This window comes from Pseudomonas sp. M2(2023) (genome assembly GCF_030263955.1).
In the GTDB taxonomy this organism is placed as follows: domain Bacteria; phylum Pseudomonadota; class Gammaproteobacteria; order Pseudomonadales; family Pseudomonadaceae; genus Aquipseudomonas; species Aquipseudomonas asiatica.
Window position 1 is genome coordinate 4,548,909 of sequence record NZ_CP127114.1, and the last position, 14,573, is coordinate 4,563,481.

Consider the following 14,573-nt stretch of genomic DNA (forward strand, 5'->3'; position numbering starts at 1 on the left):
CTGTGTAATCCCTGTGGGAACGGACAAGCCCGCGAAGAAGCCCACACCGATCCCCCGCCCCACCCAACCCCGATCGAACAAACTATCCTTCTGATAGGTCAACCTTTAGGCGCGTCATCGCCGGCCCGTTAACGCCGGATGACAGACCCGAAGACGATCCCGGAGGGATGCTGATCGTGCACATCGCCGACATCACCATGTTCTACGCCCCCGCCAGTGGTGGCGTACGTACCTATCTTGATGCCAAACACCACCGCCTCGACGCCATCCAGGGCGTCCGCCACAGCTTGCTGATACCCGGTGCCAGCGCCCAGCACGCCGATGGCATATACCAGGTGCCCGCACCGCCGCTGCCGTTCGGCAATGGCTACCGCTTCCCGGTACGCCTGGCCCCTTGGTGCAATGTGCTGCGCAGGCTCAAGCCCGACCTGATCGAAGTCGGCGACCCCTACCTGACCGCCTGGGCTGCGCTGGAAGCGCGGCGCAAGCTCGATGTGCCGGTAATCGGCTTCTACCATTCCGACCTGCCGCTGCTGGTCAGCAACCGCATGGGCAACTGGTTCACCCCCAATGTAGAGGCCTATGTCAGCAAGCTGTACGGCAATTTCGACCGGGTCCTGGCCCCCAGCCAGGTCATGGCCGACAAGTTGCGCCGCCTGGGCGTGCGCGATGTGCACGTGCAGCGCCTGGGCGTCGACCTGGCCACCTTCCACCCCAACCAGCGCGACCCGCAGCTGCGTGCCGAACTGGGTATTGCCGAAACCAGTCGCCTGCTGATCTACGCCGGCCGTGGCTCGCGAGAAAAGAACCTGCCGGTGCTGCTCGACTGCATGCAGCACCTGGGCCACCCCTACCACTTGCTGTTGGTGGGTTCGAACATGCCGGCCAACGTACCGCGGAACGTCAGTGTGATCGATCACTTCTGCCCGGCACCGGAAGTCGCCCGGCTGATGGCCAGCGCCGACCTGCTGGTGCATGCCGGTGACCAGGAAACCTTCGGCCTGGTCATTCTCGAAGCGATGGCCAGCGCCACGCCGGTAGTGGCCGTGCGCGCAGGTGCTTTCGGCGAAATCGTCAACGAACAGTGCGGGCGCTTGTGCCGCCCCAACGATAGCCAAGCCATGGCGACGGCCGTACAAGAGGCGTTCGAAGCCGGTGTGTGCACGCTTGGGGTACAGGCCCGTCGCCATGCCGAGCAGCACTATTCGTGGGACAACGTGGTCACCGGCCTGCTGCAGCACTACCAGGCTGTGCTCGGTCACCAGCCACAGGTACGTGCCCATGGCTGAGCCGCTACCGGCATCGCGCAGCCTGATGCTGGTGCTGCACGATGTCGCGCCCGAGACCTGGCCCGACTACCAGCCTTTCGTCCAGGCCGTCGACGCCATCGGCGGCATCCCAATGACCTGGCTGGTGGTGCCGGACTTTCACCACCGCAACCCGCTGCAACGCTCGCCTACCTTCTGCCGCTTGCTCGAACGGCGCCTGGCCCAGGGCGACGAGCTTGCCCTGCACGGCTTCTACCATGCCGACAGCGGGCCACCACCGCGCACACCCGGCGAATACTTCATGCGCCGCATCTATACCCACGAAGGGGAATTCTACGCCCTTGACCAGCAGCAGGCCCTGCAACGACTGGAGCACGGCCTGGCACTGTTCGCCCGGCAGGGCTGGCCAGTGGCAGGCTTCGTCGCGCCTGCCTGGCTGATGAGCGAAGGCACCCGCCAGGCACTGCGCCGTCTGCCGCTGCGCTACACCAGCACGCCACAGCACCTGTATCGTTTACCGGACTTCACCGCGATCAAGGCCCCAGGGCTTGTCTGGAGTGCACGCAGCGCCTGGCGCCGTGGCCTGTCACGGGTGCTGTGCGACTGGCAATGCCGGCGCTGGCGCGACGCCCAGACCCTGCGCCTGGGCCTGCACCCGGTGGACATGCGCCATCGCGTGTCCCGCGACTATTGGCTGAACACCTTGCACACGCTACTGGCACAGGGCCGCGAGCCGCTGACCAAGTCCACCTGGCTCGACCGCCAGGCCAGCGTATGAACCGCCTGGCCTGGCTGGCCCTGGCACTGCTGAGTGCCGTGCTGGTGCCAGCCCTGCTCGGTGGCAGCGAGCTGTTACCGAGGCTGCAGCGCTTCGCCCCCAGCCTGATGCTGACTCTACTGGGCATGATCCTGCTGTGCTGGGTCATCAACGCCATTCGCCTGCGCCTGCTGCTCGGCCAGCAAGGAGCAAGGCTTGGGCGCCTGCGCAGCCTGGGTGTGGTGATGGCTACCGAGTTCGCCATCTGTACCACCCCCGGCGGCAGCGGCGGCCCCTTGACCCTGATGGCCCTGCTGGCACGCGACCGGATCGGCCCAGCGCGCAGCGGCGCGGTGTTTGCCATGGATCAGCTGAACGATCTGGTGTTCTTTTTCTGCGCGATGCTGGCGATTGCCGGCTATGCACTGTTCCATAGCCTGGGCCGCAGCCAGGAAAGCATGTTGCTGGGCAGCGCGTTGCTGCTGTGCACGGCACTGGCCGGGGTGATCGGCCTGCTGCGCTACCGGCGCACGGTGATGCGCGTGAACGGCAGGTTGCTGCGCCGCCTGGGCATGAGCCGCCAGCGCAAGCGGCGCTGGGCACGCAAACTGCTACGCTTCATCGATGCACTGGCGCAGACCTGGCGCCTGCCCAAGCGTACGCTGACCTTGGTGTTCACCCTGACCTGCGCCCACTGGGGCCTGCGCTACAGCGTGTTGTATCTGGTATTGAGGGGGTTGGGGGTAGACCTGGCGTGGATCCCCAGCTTCCTGGTGCAGATGCTGTCGCTCAGTGCTGGCCAGTTCAGCCTGTTGCCGGGTGGTGCCGGCGCCGCCGAGCTGACTTCGGCCAGCCTGCTGACGCCACTGGTAGGCAGTTCGACCGCTGCTGCGGCGATCCTGATATGGCGGGCGGTCACTTACTACTTTTATCTGCTGGCGGGTGGGCCGGTGTTTGTGTGCCTGCTGGCGCGCCCGCTGCTGGAGCGTTGGCGGCGTCAGGCGGGTTGAGCTGCTGCCAGAGTTCGGCGGCGCCGGGGAAATCGGTGCCATCGGTGTCGGCCAGGGCTTCGGGGTCGTAGCGGGCCAGGCAGCCTTCACCGAGGGTGGGTGGGGGTGAGGCGGTGGGGTTATTGCGGGTCTTGGCCATTGCGTATGCCTCAGGATTGCCGGGGGCGCCTTGCGCCCCTTTCGCGACACAAGGCCGCTCCCACATGGAACGGGGTACACCATACCCTTGTGGGAGCGGCCTTGCGTCGCGAAAGGGCTGCGCAGCAGCCCCAAGATCTCACCGCCAACCCGACTCTGTCAGTCAAACACCACAGTCTTGTTGCCATGCACCAGCACCCGGTCTTCCAGGTGATAACGCAGGCCACGGGCCAGCACCATCTTCTCCACATCACGGCCAAAGCGGACCATGTCGTCGATACTGTCGGCATGGCTGACACGCACCACGTCCTGCTCGATGATCGGGCCGGCGTCCAGCTCTTCGGTTACGTAGTGGCAAGTCGCTCCGATCAGTTTCACACCACGAAGGGCGGCCTGGTGATACGGCTTGGCGCCGACGAACGACGGCAGGAAGCTGTGGTGGATGTTGATCACCTTTTCAGCATAGTCCTGGCACAGCTGCGGCGGCAGGATCTGCATGTAGCGGGCCAGCACCACCACGTCGGCGGCGTGCTCCTGCACCAGGCGCGAAACTTCGGCAAAGGCCGGTGCCTTGTCCTTGGGGTCGACCGGTACATGGAAGAACGGAATACCGTGCCACTCGACCATGCTGCGCAGGTCGTTGTGGTTGGAGATCACGCAAGGGATCTCGCAGTCCAGTTCATCGGTGTGCCAGCGGTGCAGCAGGTCGGCCAGGCAGTGCGACTCGCGGCTGGCCATCAGCACCACGCGCTTTTTCTGCGCCGAGTCGGTAATGCGCCAGGTCATGGAGAACTCTTCGGCGATCGGCGCGAACGCTTCACGGAAGGCTTCGATACCGAACGGCAGCGATTCGGCGCGGATTTCATGGCGCATGAAGAACCAACCGCTCTGCTCATCAGAGTGGTGGCTGGCTTCGTTGATCCAGCCATTGTACAAGGCCAGGAAATTACTGACTTTCGCCACGATGCCAACACGGTCGGGGCAGGCGATCACCAGACGATAGGTGCGCATGAATGAGACTCCAGAACTTCGCAAAGGCGCTCATTCTAGCGGCCCGCCAGGAAAAACGCAGTAATGATCGTAGCGGCCGTGGCCTGTGTTCCTGACCAGATGCACAGCCGAGATTCTATGACAGACGTGACGAAATGCAGGGTTAATTGTAAATTTTTGTTCACCTAGAGAAATGGTTGTCACAGCTTAGTTAACAGTTAATTGCCCAACAATATGTTTACTTGCGAGTATTGCCTGTCTATTATTGCCCCACACATTTCTGAACACGCATTAAGGAACACTCCATGTCCCTGATCAACGAGTACCGCGCTACCGAAGAAGCCATCAAGGAACTTCAGGCCCGCTTGGCCAACCTGTCGCAGGATGACAAGCTGAAGAAAGAACTGGAGTTCGAAGGCAAACTGCGCACACTGATGGGCGAATACTCCAAGTCGCTGCGCGACGTGATTGCCCTGCTCGACCCAGAGTCGAAACTGAGCAAGGCACCTCGTGGTGCGGTCAAGACTACCGCCACCAAGCGTGCACGCAAGGTCAAGCAATACAAGAACCCGCACAACAATGAAGTGATCGAAACCAAAGGCGGCAACCACAAGACCCTGAAAGAATGGAAAGCCAAGTGGGGTGGCGATGTGGTTGAAAGCTGGGCGACCCTGCTGGACTGATTGTCCGCACACGCCTGCTGCTTATCGCAACAAGAACGCCGGCATATTGCCGGCGTTTTTGTTTGTCCGCGTTTTGTGCCAGCGCTCAGCCAACTGCATACTGTGCCTGCAATTGCCGGGCATGTACCTGCCAGGCATCCAGCACACGCCGCCCGGCATCGTCAGCGCCCTCCCAGGCTTGCTGCCGCGCCTGTTCGAAGTCGCCCAGCGTATTCGGCGCGCCCCACTGCGGGTCGCTCAGGCGTTGCTGGCAGAAGCTGAACCAGCGTTGCCGCTCTTCGCCGCTCAGGGTCTCGGGGAAGTTGCGCGCCCGATAGCGGAACAACAGTTCAGGCAGGCGCGGGTCATCGAACATCCACTGCCCACGGCTCAACTGCGCCGGCTCCAGTGCACGAACTTGCTCGCATAAGCGGCGGTCACGGTCCCCCAGAAAACCGTCATACAATTGTTGTTCCGGGTCTTCACTCGGGGCAAAGTCTTCCTTGCCGTAGATGTGTTCCAGCTTGTCTTGCCATTGCGCCTGTTGCTCGGCCAATTCTTCGCCGCGCAATTGTAACAACGTCAAGTCCAGGCCCAACCGTTGTTGATCGGCCGGGCGCAATACCGAAAGTGGCGCCAGTACCGGGCAGCGATTGATCTGCACCAATTTGAGCGGCACGGGTAATTCGCCTTCGGCCAGTTCTTCATGGCGGGTATACAAACGCTGGCGTAGAACTTCAGCACTTTCCCGTAGTAACGGTAGGGTTTCCTGATGCAGGTCGCACACAATCAGTGCATTGCGATTACGCGGGTGCCAGGCCAGTGGCAATACGACACCAAGGTAATTGCGTGCCGCCGAGAAGCGCCCGGATATATGCACCAGTGGCTGCAACAAACTGATCTGCTCCATCACTTTATGCTTGCTGCGCAACTGAAACAGCCAGTCATACAACTTGGGCTGTTTCTGTCGGATCAGGCGGGCCAGGGCGATGGTTGCCCGCACGTCGGAAAGCGCTTCGTGGGCATGCCCGTGGTCGATGCCATTGGCCTTGCTCAGCAGTTCAAGACGCAGGCTGGTGCGCCCGTCCTGTTGCGGCCACTCGATGCCGTCCGGGCGCAGTGCATAGGCCGTGCGCACGATGTCGATCAGGTCCCAGCGGCTGTTGCCGCCCTGCCACTCTCGGGCATAAGGGTCGAAAAAGTTGCGGTACAGGCTGTAACGGGTCACTTCGTCGTCGAAGCGCAGGGTGTTGTAGCCGGCACCGCAGGTACCAGGGTGCGCGAGTTGCGCATGCACCCGGGTCATGAACTCCGCTTCGCACAAACCCTGCTCGGCCAGCAGGTGCGGGGTGATGCCGGTCACCAGGCAAGCCGCCGGGTGCGGCAGGATATCGTCGGAGGGCCGACAATAAAGGCTTATCGGCTCGTCGATTTCGTTGAGGTCGAAGTCGGTGCGCACGCCGGCCACCTGCAGCGGCCGGTCGCAACGCGGGTTGATGCCGGTGGTTTCGTAGTCGTGCCAGAAAATGCTGGAGGTCACGGGGTCGTCCTGTATCGAGGTCGACCCGATTCTAGCGCGATTCCAGTAGCTGGGCCCGGGGCTCAGCAGGTTCAGGCAGATGCGTTGGCGGGGCGGAAACTGAAATAGTCGCGCAACGAACGGACGAATTCATCGTACTCGCGGGGGGCCTGCAGCAGCATGAAACCGGAATCGTAGTGCCCGGGCGTCTGGTCTTCACGACACCACAGGCAGCTGGCGGTAAGGTTGACGAATTGATGCCCGCCACCAAGCAGCGGCAGGCGTAATTGCAGATCGTAGTCGGGCCCGACCAGCACAGGTAGCTGGCTTATCAGCATCAGCCCGTCTTCAGAGGCGTTACCCAGCTGGCCGATGGCCTGGCCGGTAATGCGATTGAACACCTTGAGAACACAAGGCAGCTGATGGCGTTCGATGTGGCGCTTGTTGAACATGATCGCAAGTGCAGTCCGTATCCGATGCCAGGAATACGTGGAACTGGCGGTTGTTGTAACAACTGAGTTACAGATTAGCGCAGCGCGCGCGGCAAATCCCGTGAAATAAATCACACCTTGGTGTTAACGCCAAGGTGCGGCGGTCACCGGGTTCGCCACGGCGGCTTCGGTGCCGCGCAAATGGCCGAGTTTCTCCAGGGTCTGCAGGCGTGCCTGGGCACGATACGCGTATTCATTGCCCGGGTACTGCTGGATCAGGTACTGGTAGGTCTGCGCCGCATCCACGTACAAGGCCTGGCGCTCCAGGCACTGGCCGCGCAGCAGCGACACCTCGGGGTGGATGAACGGTCGTGCACGGCTGGTGCGGTCGACCTGCGACAGCTCGAGCATGACCCGCGCGCAATCGCCACGGTCGTAGGCACGGTAGGCATTGTTCAGGTGGTGGTCCATGGACCAGCGGGTGCAGCCGACGGCGCTGGCCGCCAGGGCTAAAACGATCAGGGCTCGCATGGGGGTCTCCTTTGATGCCAGTGTATCGGCCTTTGCCGGCAAATCTTCACACCCTTTTGCAAGGATGCCCTGCCCGTTCAAATGCCACCCTGCCTCGGTCGCAGGTAGTGCAACGGAACAATGACTACAGCGAGATTCAGGAGTAGCCTTTCGCTGCGCTTCACTATAGGAGTCTGTGCATGAGCATCCGCCGTACCAAAATCGTCGCCACCCTTGGCCCCGCCAGCAACTCGCCGGAAGTGATCGAACAGCTGATCCTCGCCGGCCTGGACGTGGCACGCCTGAACTTCTCCCACGGCACTCCGGACGAGCACAAGGCCCGCGCGCGCCTGATCCGTGACATCGCCGCCAAGAACGGCCGCCATGTTGCACTGCTGGGCGACCTGCAGGGTCCGAAGATCCGCATCGCCAAGTTCGCCAACAAGCGTATCGAATTGAAGATCGGTGACAAGTTCACCTTCTCCACCGCCCACCCGCTGACCGAAGGCAACCAGGACATCGTCGGTATCGACTACCCCGACCTGGTCAAGGACTGCGGCGTTGGTGACGAACTGCTGCTCGACGATGGCCGCGTGGTGATGCGCGTCGAGACCGCCACCGCAGATGCCCTGCACTGCGTGGTGATCATCGGTGGCCCGCTGTCCGACCACAAAGGCATCAACCGTAAAGGTGGCGGCCTCACCGCACCGGCCCTGACCGAGAAAGACAAGGCCGACATCAAGCTGGCCGCGGAAATGGACCTGGACTACCTGGCCGTGTCCTTCCCGCGTGACGCCAGCGACATGGAATACGCACGCAAGCTGCGTGACGAAGCTGGCGGCAGCGCCTGGCTGGTGGCCAAGATCGAACGCGCCGAAGCGGTGGCCGACGACGAGACCCTCGACAAGCTGATCCTCGCATCCGACGCCGTCATGGTCGCCCGTGGCGACCTGGGCGTGGAAATCGGCGACGCCGAGCTGATCGCTATCCAGAAGAAGATCATCCAGCACGCCCGCCGCAACAACAAGGCGGTGATCGTGGCGACCCAGATGATGGAGTCGATGATCCAGAACCCGATGCCGACCCGTGCCGAAGTGTCCGACGTAGCCAACGCCGTGCTGGACAACACCGACGCGGTGATGCTGTCGGCCGAGAGCGCCGCCGGTGCCTACCCGATCGAAGCTGTCCAGGCCATGGCCCGCATCTGCCTGGGTGCCGAAAAGCACCCGACCAGCCAGAAGTCCAGCCACCGCCTGCACACTACCTTCGAGCGCTGCGACGAGAGCATCGCCCTGGCGGCCATGTACACCGCCAACCACTTCCCAGGCGTGAAGGCGATCATCGCCCTGACCGAGAGTGGCTACACCCCGCTGATCATGTCGCGCCTGCGTTCGCACGTGCCGATCTTCGCCCTGTCGCCGCACCGCGCTACCCAGGCCCGTGCCAACATGTTCCGCGGCGTGTACCCGATCGCCTTCGATCCGGCCTCGCTGCCGGCCGACAAGGTGAGTCAGGCAGCGGTCGACGAACTGCTCAAGCGTGGCCTGGTGGAGCAAGGTGACTGGGTAATCCTGACCAAGGGTGACAGCTACCACACCATCGGTGGCACCAATGGCATGAAGATCCTGCATGTCGGTGATCCGCTGGTCGGTTGATCCCGCCAAGGGGCCGCGCCATGGCCCCGTTCGCGGGCACGCCCGCTCCCACAGGGTTAGCAACAAGCCTGAGGCTAGCGCTGTACCTGTGGGAGCGGGCGTGCCCGCGAATGGGCCGGCACGATCAACACAAATGCCTCAGGCATGCTCGACAAACACATCGGCCAACACCTGCCCCCGTGGCACCCCGGCAATGAACAGCCGCCGGGCAAACCGCTCGACACTCCCCGGCGCCCCGCACACCAGCGCCACCGTCTGCCGCGATGACGGCCGCAACCCGGCCAACGCTTCATCCAGCCGCTCTGCCAGTACCAACTCGACATTCACATCCGCCATCTGGCGCAACGGCTCGACCAGATAATGCCCAACGCCCTCGCGCGCCACATGCATGACCCTGATTTCCCCTTGGTGCCCCTGCCGCAGAGCCTCGCGCAAGATGCCCCACAACGGCGCCAGCCCGGTCCCCGCCGCCAGCAACCACAGCGGCCGCTGCTGCCAGTCCGGGTCGTAGTGCAAGGCCCCACCCCTGAGCTCGCCCAGGCGCAGCACATCACCCAGCTGCAAGCCACGGGCCTTGTCACAAAAGGCGCCGGGGTGCTGGCAGTCGATATGAAACTCGAGGAAATCATCTTCGCCCGGCAGGCTGGCCAAGGAGTAAGGCCGCGCCACCGCGCCATTCCACAGCACCACATGCTGCCCCGCCTGGTAACGCATTGCCCGTTCGGGCCGCAGCCGCACGCGCAGCACATCGCCGAACCAGTCCAGGGCACAGACCTGCGCCGGCAGGCCATCTTGCTGCGGGTCGAACAGCGCCACGCGCAGATCTTCGACTACCCGACACTGACAGGCCAGCCGCCAGCCCTGGGCATGCTTGTCCGGCGCCAGGGCCTCGGGCATGGCATCCAGCGGTTGCCCGCCCAGGCAGTGCACCAGGCAGGCATGGCAACTGCCGGCGCGGCAACTGTAGGGTACGTTCAGCCCGGCCTCGTTCAAGGCATCGAGCAGGTTGCTGCCGGTCGGCACCGCCCAGCGGCGCTCGCCCACGCAAAGTTCGGGCATGGTCGGTCTTTCTCCACATATCACAGTGCACTTTAAGCCAAGCACGCAACGGCAGCAAAAAGGATGCCCAACCACTGCCGACCATGGTCCAGACCGACCGCAGGTGTGCCCGGCACGGATGCGCGCTATACTGCCGCGCCTTTTTCCGTCGGCCTGACCTGCCGGCGCCTTGCAAGGCGCTTCGACACGCTGGTCGGCACCGTCGAGCGCCGTAATGAATGTTCCCGTCTTTAAGAGGAGCGCGCTGCATGACCGTGATCAAGCAAGACGACCTGATTCAGAGCGTCGCCGACGCCCTGCAATTCATCTCGTACTACCACCCCGTCGATTTCATCCAGGCCATGCACGAGGCCTATCTGCGTGAAGAATCGCCTGCTGCGCGCGATTCCATCGCCCAGATCCTGATCAACTCGCGCATGTGCGCCACTGGCCATCGCCCGATCTGCCAAGACACCGGTATCGTCACCGTGTTCATCCGCGTGGGCATGGACGTGCGCTGGGACGGCGCCACCATGAGCGTCGACGACATGATCAACGAAGGTGTGCGTCGCGCCTACAATCTGCCTGAAAACGTCCTGCGCGCTTCGATCCTGGCCGACCCGGCCGGTGCCCGCAAGAACACCAAGGACAACACCCCGGCAGTGATCCACTACTCCATCGTCCCCGGCGACAAGGTCGAGGTCGATGTCGCAGCCAAAGGCGGCGGCTCGGAGAACAAGTCGAAGATGGCCATGCTCAACCCGTCCGACTCGATCGTCGACTGGGTACTGAAGACTGTCCCGACCATGGGCGCTGGCTGGTGCCCGCCTGGCATGCTCGGCATCGGCATCGGCGGTACCGCCGAGAAGGCCGCCGTCATGGCCAAGGAAGTGTTGATGGAGTCCATCGACATCCACGAACTGAAAGCCCGTGGGCCGCAGAACCGTCTGGAAGAAATCCGCCTGGAACTGTTCGAGAAGGTCAACCAGCTGGGCATCGGCGCCCAGGGCCTGGGTGGCCTGACCACCGTGCTCGACGTCAAGATCATGGACTACCCGACCCACGCCGCTTCGCTGCCGGTGTGCATGATCCCCAACTGCGCCGCCACCCGCCACGCCCACTTCGTGCTCGATGGCTCCGGCCCGGCCGAGCTGGAAGCGCCGTCGCTGGACGCCTACCCGGAAATCGTCTGGGAAGCCGGCCCGAGCGCCCGTCGCGTCAACCTCGACGCCATCACCCCGGAAGAAGTCGCGAGCTGGAAGCCGGGCGAAACCATCCTGCTCAACGGCAAGATGCTGACCGGCCGCGATGCCGCGCACAAGCGCATGGTCGAAATGCTCAACCGTGGCGAAGAACTGCCGGTGGACCTGAAAGGCCGCTTCATCTACTACGTTGGCCCGGTCGACCCGGTCGGTGACGAAGTGGTAGGCCCAGCCGGCCCGACCACCGCTACCCGCATGGACAAGTTCACCCGCCAGATCCTCGAGCAGACCGGCCTGCTCGGCATGATCGGCAAGTCCGAGCGCGGCCCTGCCGCCATCGAAGCGATCAAGGACAACAAGGCCGTGTACCTGATGGCCGTCGGCGGTGCTGCCTACCTGGTGGCCCAGGCCATCCGCAAGTCGAAGGTCCTGGCCTTCGCCGAGCTGGGCATGGAAGCGATCTACGAGTTCGAGGTCAAGGACATGCCGGTGACCGTCGCCGTGGACAGCAACGGTGAGTCGGTACACATCACTGGCCCTGCCCTGTGGCAGAGCAAGATTGCCCAGAGCCTGGCAGTCGAAGTGAAGTAAACCTGATGTAACGGCGGCGGCCTCTTCGCGGGCTTGCCCGCTCCCACAGGTAACGCGTAGCCCTCGGGCTTGCGCTGTACCTGAGGGAGCGGGCAAGTCCGCGAAGAGGCCGCCGCTGTTTTCACAGGACTCTGTCAAACTGCTCCGGCCAATCCCTTCGGGTAAACACCTGCCCTTCCCGCCTCACCCGCCGTACTTCCTCAAGGTCCACCTCACAGACCAGCCACTGACTGGTTGCAGGGCTCGATTCTTCACTCAAGGCCACCACCCCATCCCCCGGCATCCCATGATCCGGCGGCACGAACAGCCCTGCCCGGCCGATATTCTCGTCCAGCGCCGGCGACCAGGGCGCCAGCCCGACCGTGGGGCTCTGCAACACCGCAATCTGGTTCTCCAGCGCCCGCGCCTGGGCACCGATACGCACCCGGTGGTAACCCGCCTCGGTGTCGGTACAGCTCGGGGCGAGGATCAGGTCGGCACCACCCTCCGCCAGGCGCCGCGCCAGCATCGGGAATTCGTTGTCGTAGCAGATCAGGATCCCCAGGCGCCCCAGTTCGGTGTCGAACACCTGCAACCCCTGGCCTGCGGCTATATCCCATTGCTCGCGCTCGAAGCGGGTCATCATCAGCTTGTCCTGGTAACCCAGTACACCCTTGGGGCCGAACAGCCAGGCACGGTTGCGGTAGCGCCCATCGCTGTCCAGCACCGGTACGCTACCCGGTTGCAGGTAGATACCCCAGCGCCGGGCAAGGCTCTCGCACAAGGCCCTCCAGGGTTCGATCAGCGGCTGGATACCGGCGATGGAGGCCTTCAGGTCACCCCGCTGCTCGGCACTCAGTTGCCCGCTGAGCACCAGGCCGGCGTACTCCGGCAACAGCAGCAGGAGGGCCCCCGCGTCCACCGCCTCGGCGCACAGGGCTTGCAGATGATCGGCGTAGGCCTCCCAGGTTTCATGCAGCTCGATGGCGTACTGGCAGGCCGCCAGGCGGATCATATCGGCAGTTCCTTGAGCCAGAACGACATCAGCTTGTCGGAGCTTTCCTGTTCGTCCAGGTCGCGCCAGGCGTAGCTGGTGCGCAGCGACGGGTCGTGCAGGAAGCCGCGGTTACGCCAGAAGCCATGCAACGGTTTGTAGTCCGCAGGCCGCCGCGGATGCACACCTGGCCGCTCGACCGCACAGAACGCGCAATAGTCGAACTCGGCCAGCTTGTGTGCGTAGGACTCGCGCTCGATGAAAAAGCGCACCCCCAGGCCCTGGCCACGGTACTCGGGCAGTACCACAGATTCACCGAAGTAATACACGCTGGCCGGGTCGCGCCCCTGGGCCAGGAACGGCTGCTGGAACTCGGGGGCGACGTCCACCAGCGGCAGGCCGGTGGAGGCGCCGACCACCTTGCCGTCGTCCAGCGCCAGCACCACCAGGCTGCGCCCGGAGCGGGCATAAGTGGCCAGGTAGTCGGCCTCGTACTCCGGGGTGCCGTCATAAAGGTAGGGAAACTCGCGAAACACGGTAAGGCGCAGGCGAGCGAGGTCATCGATGTAAGGCGCGATAGCGGCGCCGTGCAACAGGCGTATTTCCATGCTTGGCGGTCGTTTTGTCGATGTGGATGACGCGCTCGGCTAAGCCGGGCTTGAGGGGAAACCCTATCATCCGGAGCGACGACCCGCCTTTTCCCTCCACGACAGGTATTGTTCCATGACCGCTACCGAACTGATAAATGCTTACTACGCCGCCTTCAATGCGGGCGACATGCCGGCCTTTCTCGCCCTGCTCAGCGAGGATGTGATCCACGACATCAACCAGGGCGAGCGGCAGATGGGCAAGGCCCGGTTTGCAGCGTTCATGGACAAGATGAACCGCTGCTACCGCGAGCGCCTGGCCGATATCGTGGTGATGCAGAACGCCGACGGCAGCCGCGCGGCGGCGGAGTTCACCGTGCATGGGGAATATCTGGTCGATGACGAAGGGTTGCCGGCGGCCAACGGGCAGACCTATGTGCTGCCGGCAGGGGCGTTCTTCTATATCCACTGCGGAAAGATTGCCCGGGTGACCAACTACTACAACCTCAATGACTGGGTCGAGCAGGTGGCCTGATCAGGGTGTATTGCTTGTGCTGGCCTATTCGCGGGCTCGCCCGCTCCCACAGGGATCCCGCACGACTTGAGAGCAGTGAGGTACAGGTGGGAGCGGGCATACCCGCGAAGAGGCCCTGTCAGGCAATACGGGTACCAAGCAACTTGAGAAAAGCCGCAAGCCACGCTGGATGCGCCGGCCATGCCGGTGCCGTCACCAGGTTGCCCTCCACATGCGCCTGGTCCACCGCGATATCGATGAACGTCCCGCCCGCCAAGCGCACATCCGGGGCACACGCCGGGTACGCACTGCATTCGCGCCCTTCCAGCACGCCAGCCGCCGCCAGCAACTGGGCGCCATGGCATACCGCCGCGATCGGCTTGCCCGCCTGGTTGAATGCGCGTACCAGCTCCAGCACCTTTTCATCCAGGCGCAGGTACTCTGGCGCACGACCACCAGGGATCAGCAGCGCGTCGTAACTCTCGGGCCGTACACGCACGAAGTCATAATTCAAGGCAAAGTTGTGCCCCGGCTTTTCGCTGTAGGTCTGTTCGCCCTCGAAATCATGAATCGCGGTACGCACCGTCTGCCCCGCGACTTTTTCCGGGCATACCGCATGCACCGTGTGCCCGACCATGCTCAGCGCCTGGAACGGCACCATGACTTCGTAATCTTCGACGTAGTCGCCGACCAACATGAGAATTTTCTTTGCCGTCATCGCACCCACT

At 63.4% G+C, this 14,573-nt stretch carries 15 protein-coding genes; 7 read left to right on the forward strand and 8 right to left on the reverse strand.

Translation table 11 applies throughout. The features are described from left to right. Positions 1-167 precede the first annotated feature (167 nt). Genes gpgS through gpgF form a run of 3 tightly spaced genes read left to right on the forward strand, consistent with a single transcriptional unit; the run spans position 168 to position 3,035 of the window. Complete coding sequence (gene gpgS, locus QN085_RS20900) at positions 168-1,289, forward strand: N-acetylglucosaminyl phosphatidylglycerol synthase (RefSeq protein ID WP_013974052.1); 1,122 nt, start codon at positions 168-170, stop codon at positions 1,287-1,289. Further along, a complete protein-coding gene (gene gpgD, locus QN085_RS20905; RefSeq protein ID WP_013974053.1) occupies positions 1,282-2,046 on the forward strand; it encodes an N-acetylglucosaminyl phosphatidylglycerol deacetylase in 765 nt (254 codons plus the stop codon). Before gpgS ends, gpgD begins: the two co-directional genes overlap by 8 nt. After that, on the forward strand, positions 2,043-3,035 hold the full coding sequence (gpgF, locus tag QN085_RS20910) for a glucosaminyl phosphatidylglycerol flippase (protein WP_013974054.1): 993 nt from the start codon (positions 2,043-2,045) through the stop codon (positions 3,033-3,035). Before gpgD ends, gpgF begins: the two co-directional genes overlap by 4 nt. 297 nt (positions 3,036-3,332) lie before the next feature. On the opposite strand, the gene purU is transcribed toward gpgF, so the two are convergent. Further along, complete coding sequence (purU, locus tag QN085_RS20920) at positions 3,333-4,184, reverse strand: formyltetrahydrofolate deformylase (RefSeq protein WP_023662871.1); 852 nt, start codon at positions 4,182-4,184, stop codon at positions 3,333-3,335. Positions 4,185-4,468: 284 nt separating this feature from the next. Here purU and mvaT point away from each other — a divergent pair, with 284 nt between their 5' ends. Continuing rightward, a complete protein-coding gene (gene mvaT, locus QN085_RS20925) occupies positions 4,469-4,846 on the forward strand; it encodes a histone-like nucleoid-structuring protein MvaT (RefSeq protein ID WP_003259590.1) in 378 nt (125 codons plus the stop codon). An 85-nt stretch (positions 4,847-4,931) separates the two neighbouring features. Here the strand turns inward: mvaT and sbcB are convergent, their stop codons facing one another. From sbcB to QN085_RS20940, 3 genes are all read right to left on the reverse strand, one after another. Next, a complete protein-coding gene (gene sbcB / locus QN085_RS20930; RefSeq protein WP_013974056.1) occupies positions 4,932-6,365 on the reverse strand; it encodes an exodeoxyribonuclease I in 1,434 nt (477 codons plus the stop codon). A gap of 71 nt (positions 6,366-6,436) precedes the next feature. After that, positions 6,437-6,796, reverse strand: coding sequence for a PilZ domain-containing protein (locus QN085_RS20935; RefSeq protein ID WP_003259592.1), 360 nt, complete (start codon positions 6,794-6,796; stop codon positions 6,437-6,439). A 123-nt stretch (positions 6,797-6,919) separates the two neighbouring features. After that, the gene (locus tag QN085_RS20940) at positions 6,920-7,306 is read right to left on the reverse strand and encodes a tol-pal system YbgF family protein (RefSeq protein WP_003259593.1); all 387 of its coding nucleotides are present in this window, start codon (positions 7,304-7,306) and stop codon (positions 6,920-6,922) included. A gap of 179 nt (positions 7,307-7,485) precedes the next feature. Here QN085_RS20940 and pyk point away from each other — a divergent pair, with 179 nt between their 5' ends. Further along, positions 7,486-8,940, forward strand: coding sequence for a pyruvate kinase (pyk, locus tag QN085_RS20945; protein WP_013974057.1), 1,455 nt, complete (start codon positions 7,486-7,488; stop codon positions 8,938-8,940). 138 nt (positions 8,941-9,078) lie between these two features. On the opposite strand, the gene QN085_RS20950 is transcribed toward pyk, so the two are convergent. Beyond that, positions 9,079-9,999 carry an iron-sulfur-binding ferredoxin reductase gene (locus tag QN085_RS20950; protein WP_024087696.1) on the reverse strand — a complete coding sequence of 307 codons (921 nt, stop codon included), beginning with the start codon at positions 9,997-9,999 and terminating at the stop codon, positions 9,079-9,081. A 248-nt stretch (positions 10,000-10,247) separates the two neighbouring features. On the opposite strand from QN085_RS20950, the gene QN085_RS20955 reads away from it, so the two are divergent. Further along, positions 10,248-11,771, forward strand: coding sequence for a fumarate hydratase (locus tag QN085_RS20955; protein ID WP_013974059.1), 1,524 nt, complete (start codon positions 10,248-10,250; stop codon positions 11,769-11,771). Between the two features lie 121 nt (positions 11,772-11,892). On the opposite strand, the gene QN085_RS20960 is transcribed toward QN085_RS20955, so the two are convergent. Together QN085_RS20960 and QN085_RS20965 are read right to left on the reverse strand one after the other, a co-directional pair. Continuing rightward, positions 11,893-12,765 carry a carbon-nitrogen hydrolase family protein gene (locus tag QN085_RS20960; RefSeq protein ID WP_024087697.1) on the reverse strand — a complete coding sequence of 291 codons (873 nt, stop codon included), beginning with the start codon at positions 12,763-12,765 and terminating at the stop codon, positions 11,893-11,895. Then, positions 12,762-13,352, reverse strand: coding sequence for a GNAT family N-acetyltransferase (locus tag QN085_RS20965; RefSeq protein ID WP_013974061.1), 591 nt, complete (start codon positions 13,350-13,352; stop codon positions 12,762-12,764). The genes QN085_RS20960 and QN085_RS20965 overlap by 4 nt, the downstream gene beginning before the upstream one ends. Before the next feature lie 115 nt (positions 13,353-13,467). On the opposite strand from QN085_RS20965, the gene QN085_RS20970 reads away from it, so the two are divergent. Next, positions 13,468-13,866 carry a nuclear transport factor 2 family protein gene (locus QN085_RS20970; protein WP_013974062.1) on the forward strand — a complete coding sequence of 133 codons (399 nt, stop codon included), beginning with the start codon at positions 13,468-13,470 and terminating at the stop codon, positions 13,864-13,866. A gap of 118 nt (positions 13,867-13,984) precedes the next feature. Here QN085_RS20970 and QN085_RS20975 read toward each other — a convergent pair whose 3' ends face one another. After that, a complete protein-coding gene (locus QN085_RS20975; RefSeq protein ID WP_024087698.1) occupies positions 13,985-14,563 on the reverse strand; it encodes a DJ-1/PfpI family protein in 579 nt (192 codons plus the stop codon). Positions 14,564-14,573 lie beyond the last annotated feature (10 nt).

What these genes read in the sequence shown, in the direction of transcription:
- gpgS (WP_013974052.1), top strand. Translation starts at nt 168, where the DNA reads ATGCTGATCGTGCACATCGCCGACATCACCATGTTCTACGCCCCCGCC.
- gpgD (WP_013974053.1), top strand. Translation starts at nt 1,282, where the DNA reads ATGGCTGAGCCGCTACCGGCATCGCGCAGCCTGATGCTGGTGCTGCAC.
- gpgF (WP_013974054.1), top strand. Translation starts at nt 2,043, where the DNA reads ATGAACCGCCTGGCCTGGCTGGCCCTGGCACTGCTGAGTGCCGTGCTG.
- purU (WP_023662871.1), bottom strand. Translation starts at nt 4,184, where the DNA reads ATGCGCACCTATCGTCTGGTGATCGCCTGCCCCGACCGTGTTGGCATC.
- mvaT (WP_003259590.1), top strand. Translation starts at nt 4,469, where the DNA reads ATGTCCCTGATCAACGAGTACCGCGCTACCGAAGAAGCCATCAAGGAA.
- QN085_RS20935 (WP_003259592.1), bottom strand. Translation starts at nt 6,796, where the DNA reads ATGTTCAACAAGCGCCACATCGAACGCCATCAGCTGCCTTGTGTTCTC.
- QN085_RS20940 (WP_003259593.1), bottom strand. Translation starts at nt 7,306, where the DNA reads ATGCGAGCCCTGATCGTTTTAGCCCTGGCGGCCAGCGCCGTCGGCTGC.
- pyk (WP_013974057.1), top strand. Translation starts at nt 7,486, where the DNA reads ATGAGCATCCGCCGTACCAAAATCGTCGCCACCCTTGGCCCCGCCAGC.
- QN085_RS20950 (WP_024087696.1), bottom strand. Translation starts at nt 9,999, where the DNA reads ATGCCCGAACTTTGCGTGGGCGAGCGCCGCTGGGCGGTGCCGACCGGC.
- QN085_RS20955 (WP_013974059.1), top strand. Translation starts at nt 10,248, where the DNA reads ATGACCGTGATCAAGCAAGACGACCTGATTCAGAGCGTCGCCGACGCC.
- QN085_RS20960 (WP_024087697.1), bottom strand. Translation starts at nt 12,765, where the DNA reads ATGATCCGCCTGGCGGCCTGCCAGTACGCCATCGAGCTGCATGAAACC.
- QN085_RS20965 (WP_013974061.1), bottom strand. Translation starts at nt 13,352, where the DNA reads ATGGAAATACGCCTGTTGCACGGCGCCGCTATCGCGCCTTACATCGAT.
- QN085_RS20970 (WP_013974062.1), top strand. Translation starts at nt 13,468, where the DNA reads ATGACCGCTACCGAACTGATAAATGCTTACTACGCCGCCTTCAATGCG.
- QN085_RS20975 (WP_024087698.1), bottom strand. Translation starts at nt 14,563, where the DNA reads ATGACGGCAAAGAAAATTCTCATGTTGGTCGGCGACTACGTCGAAGAT.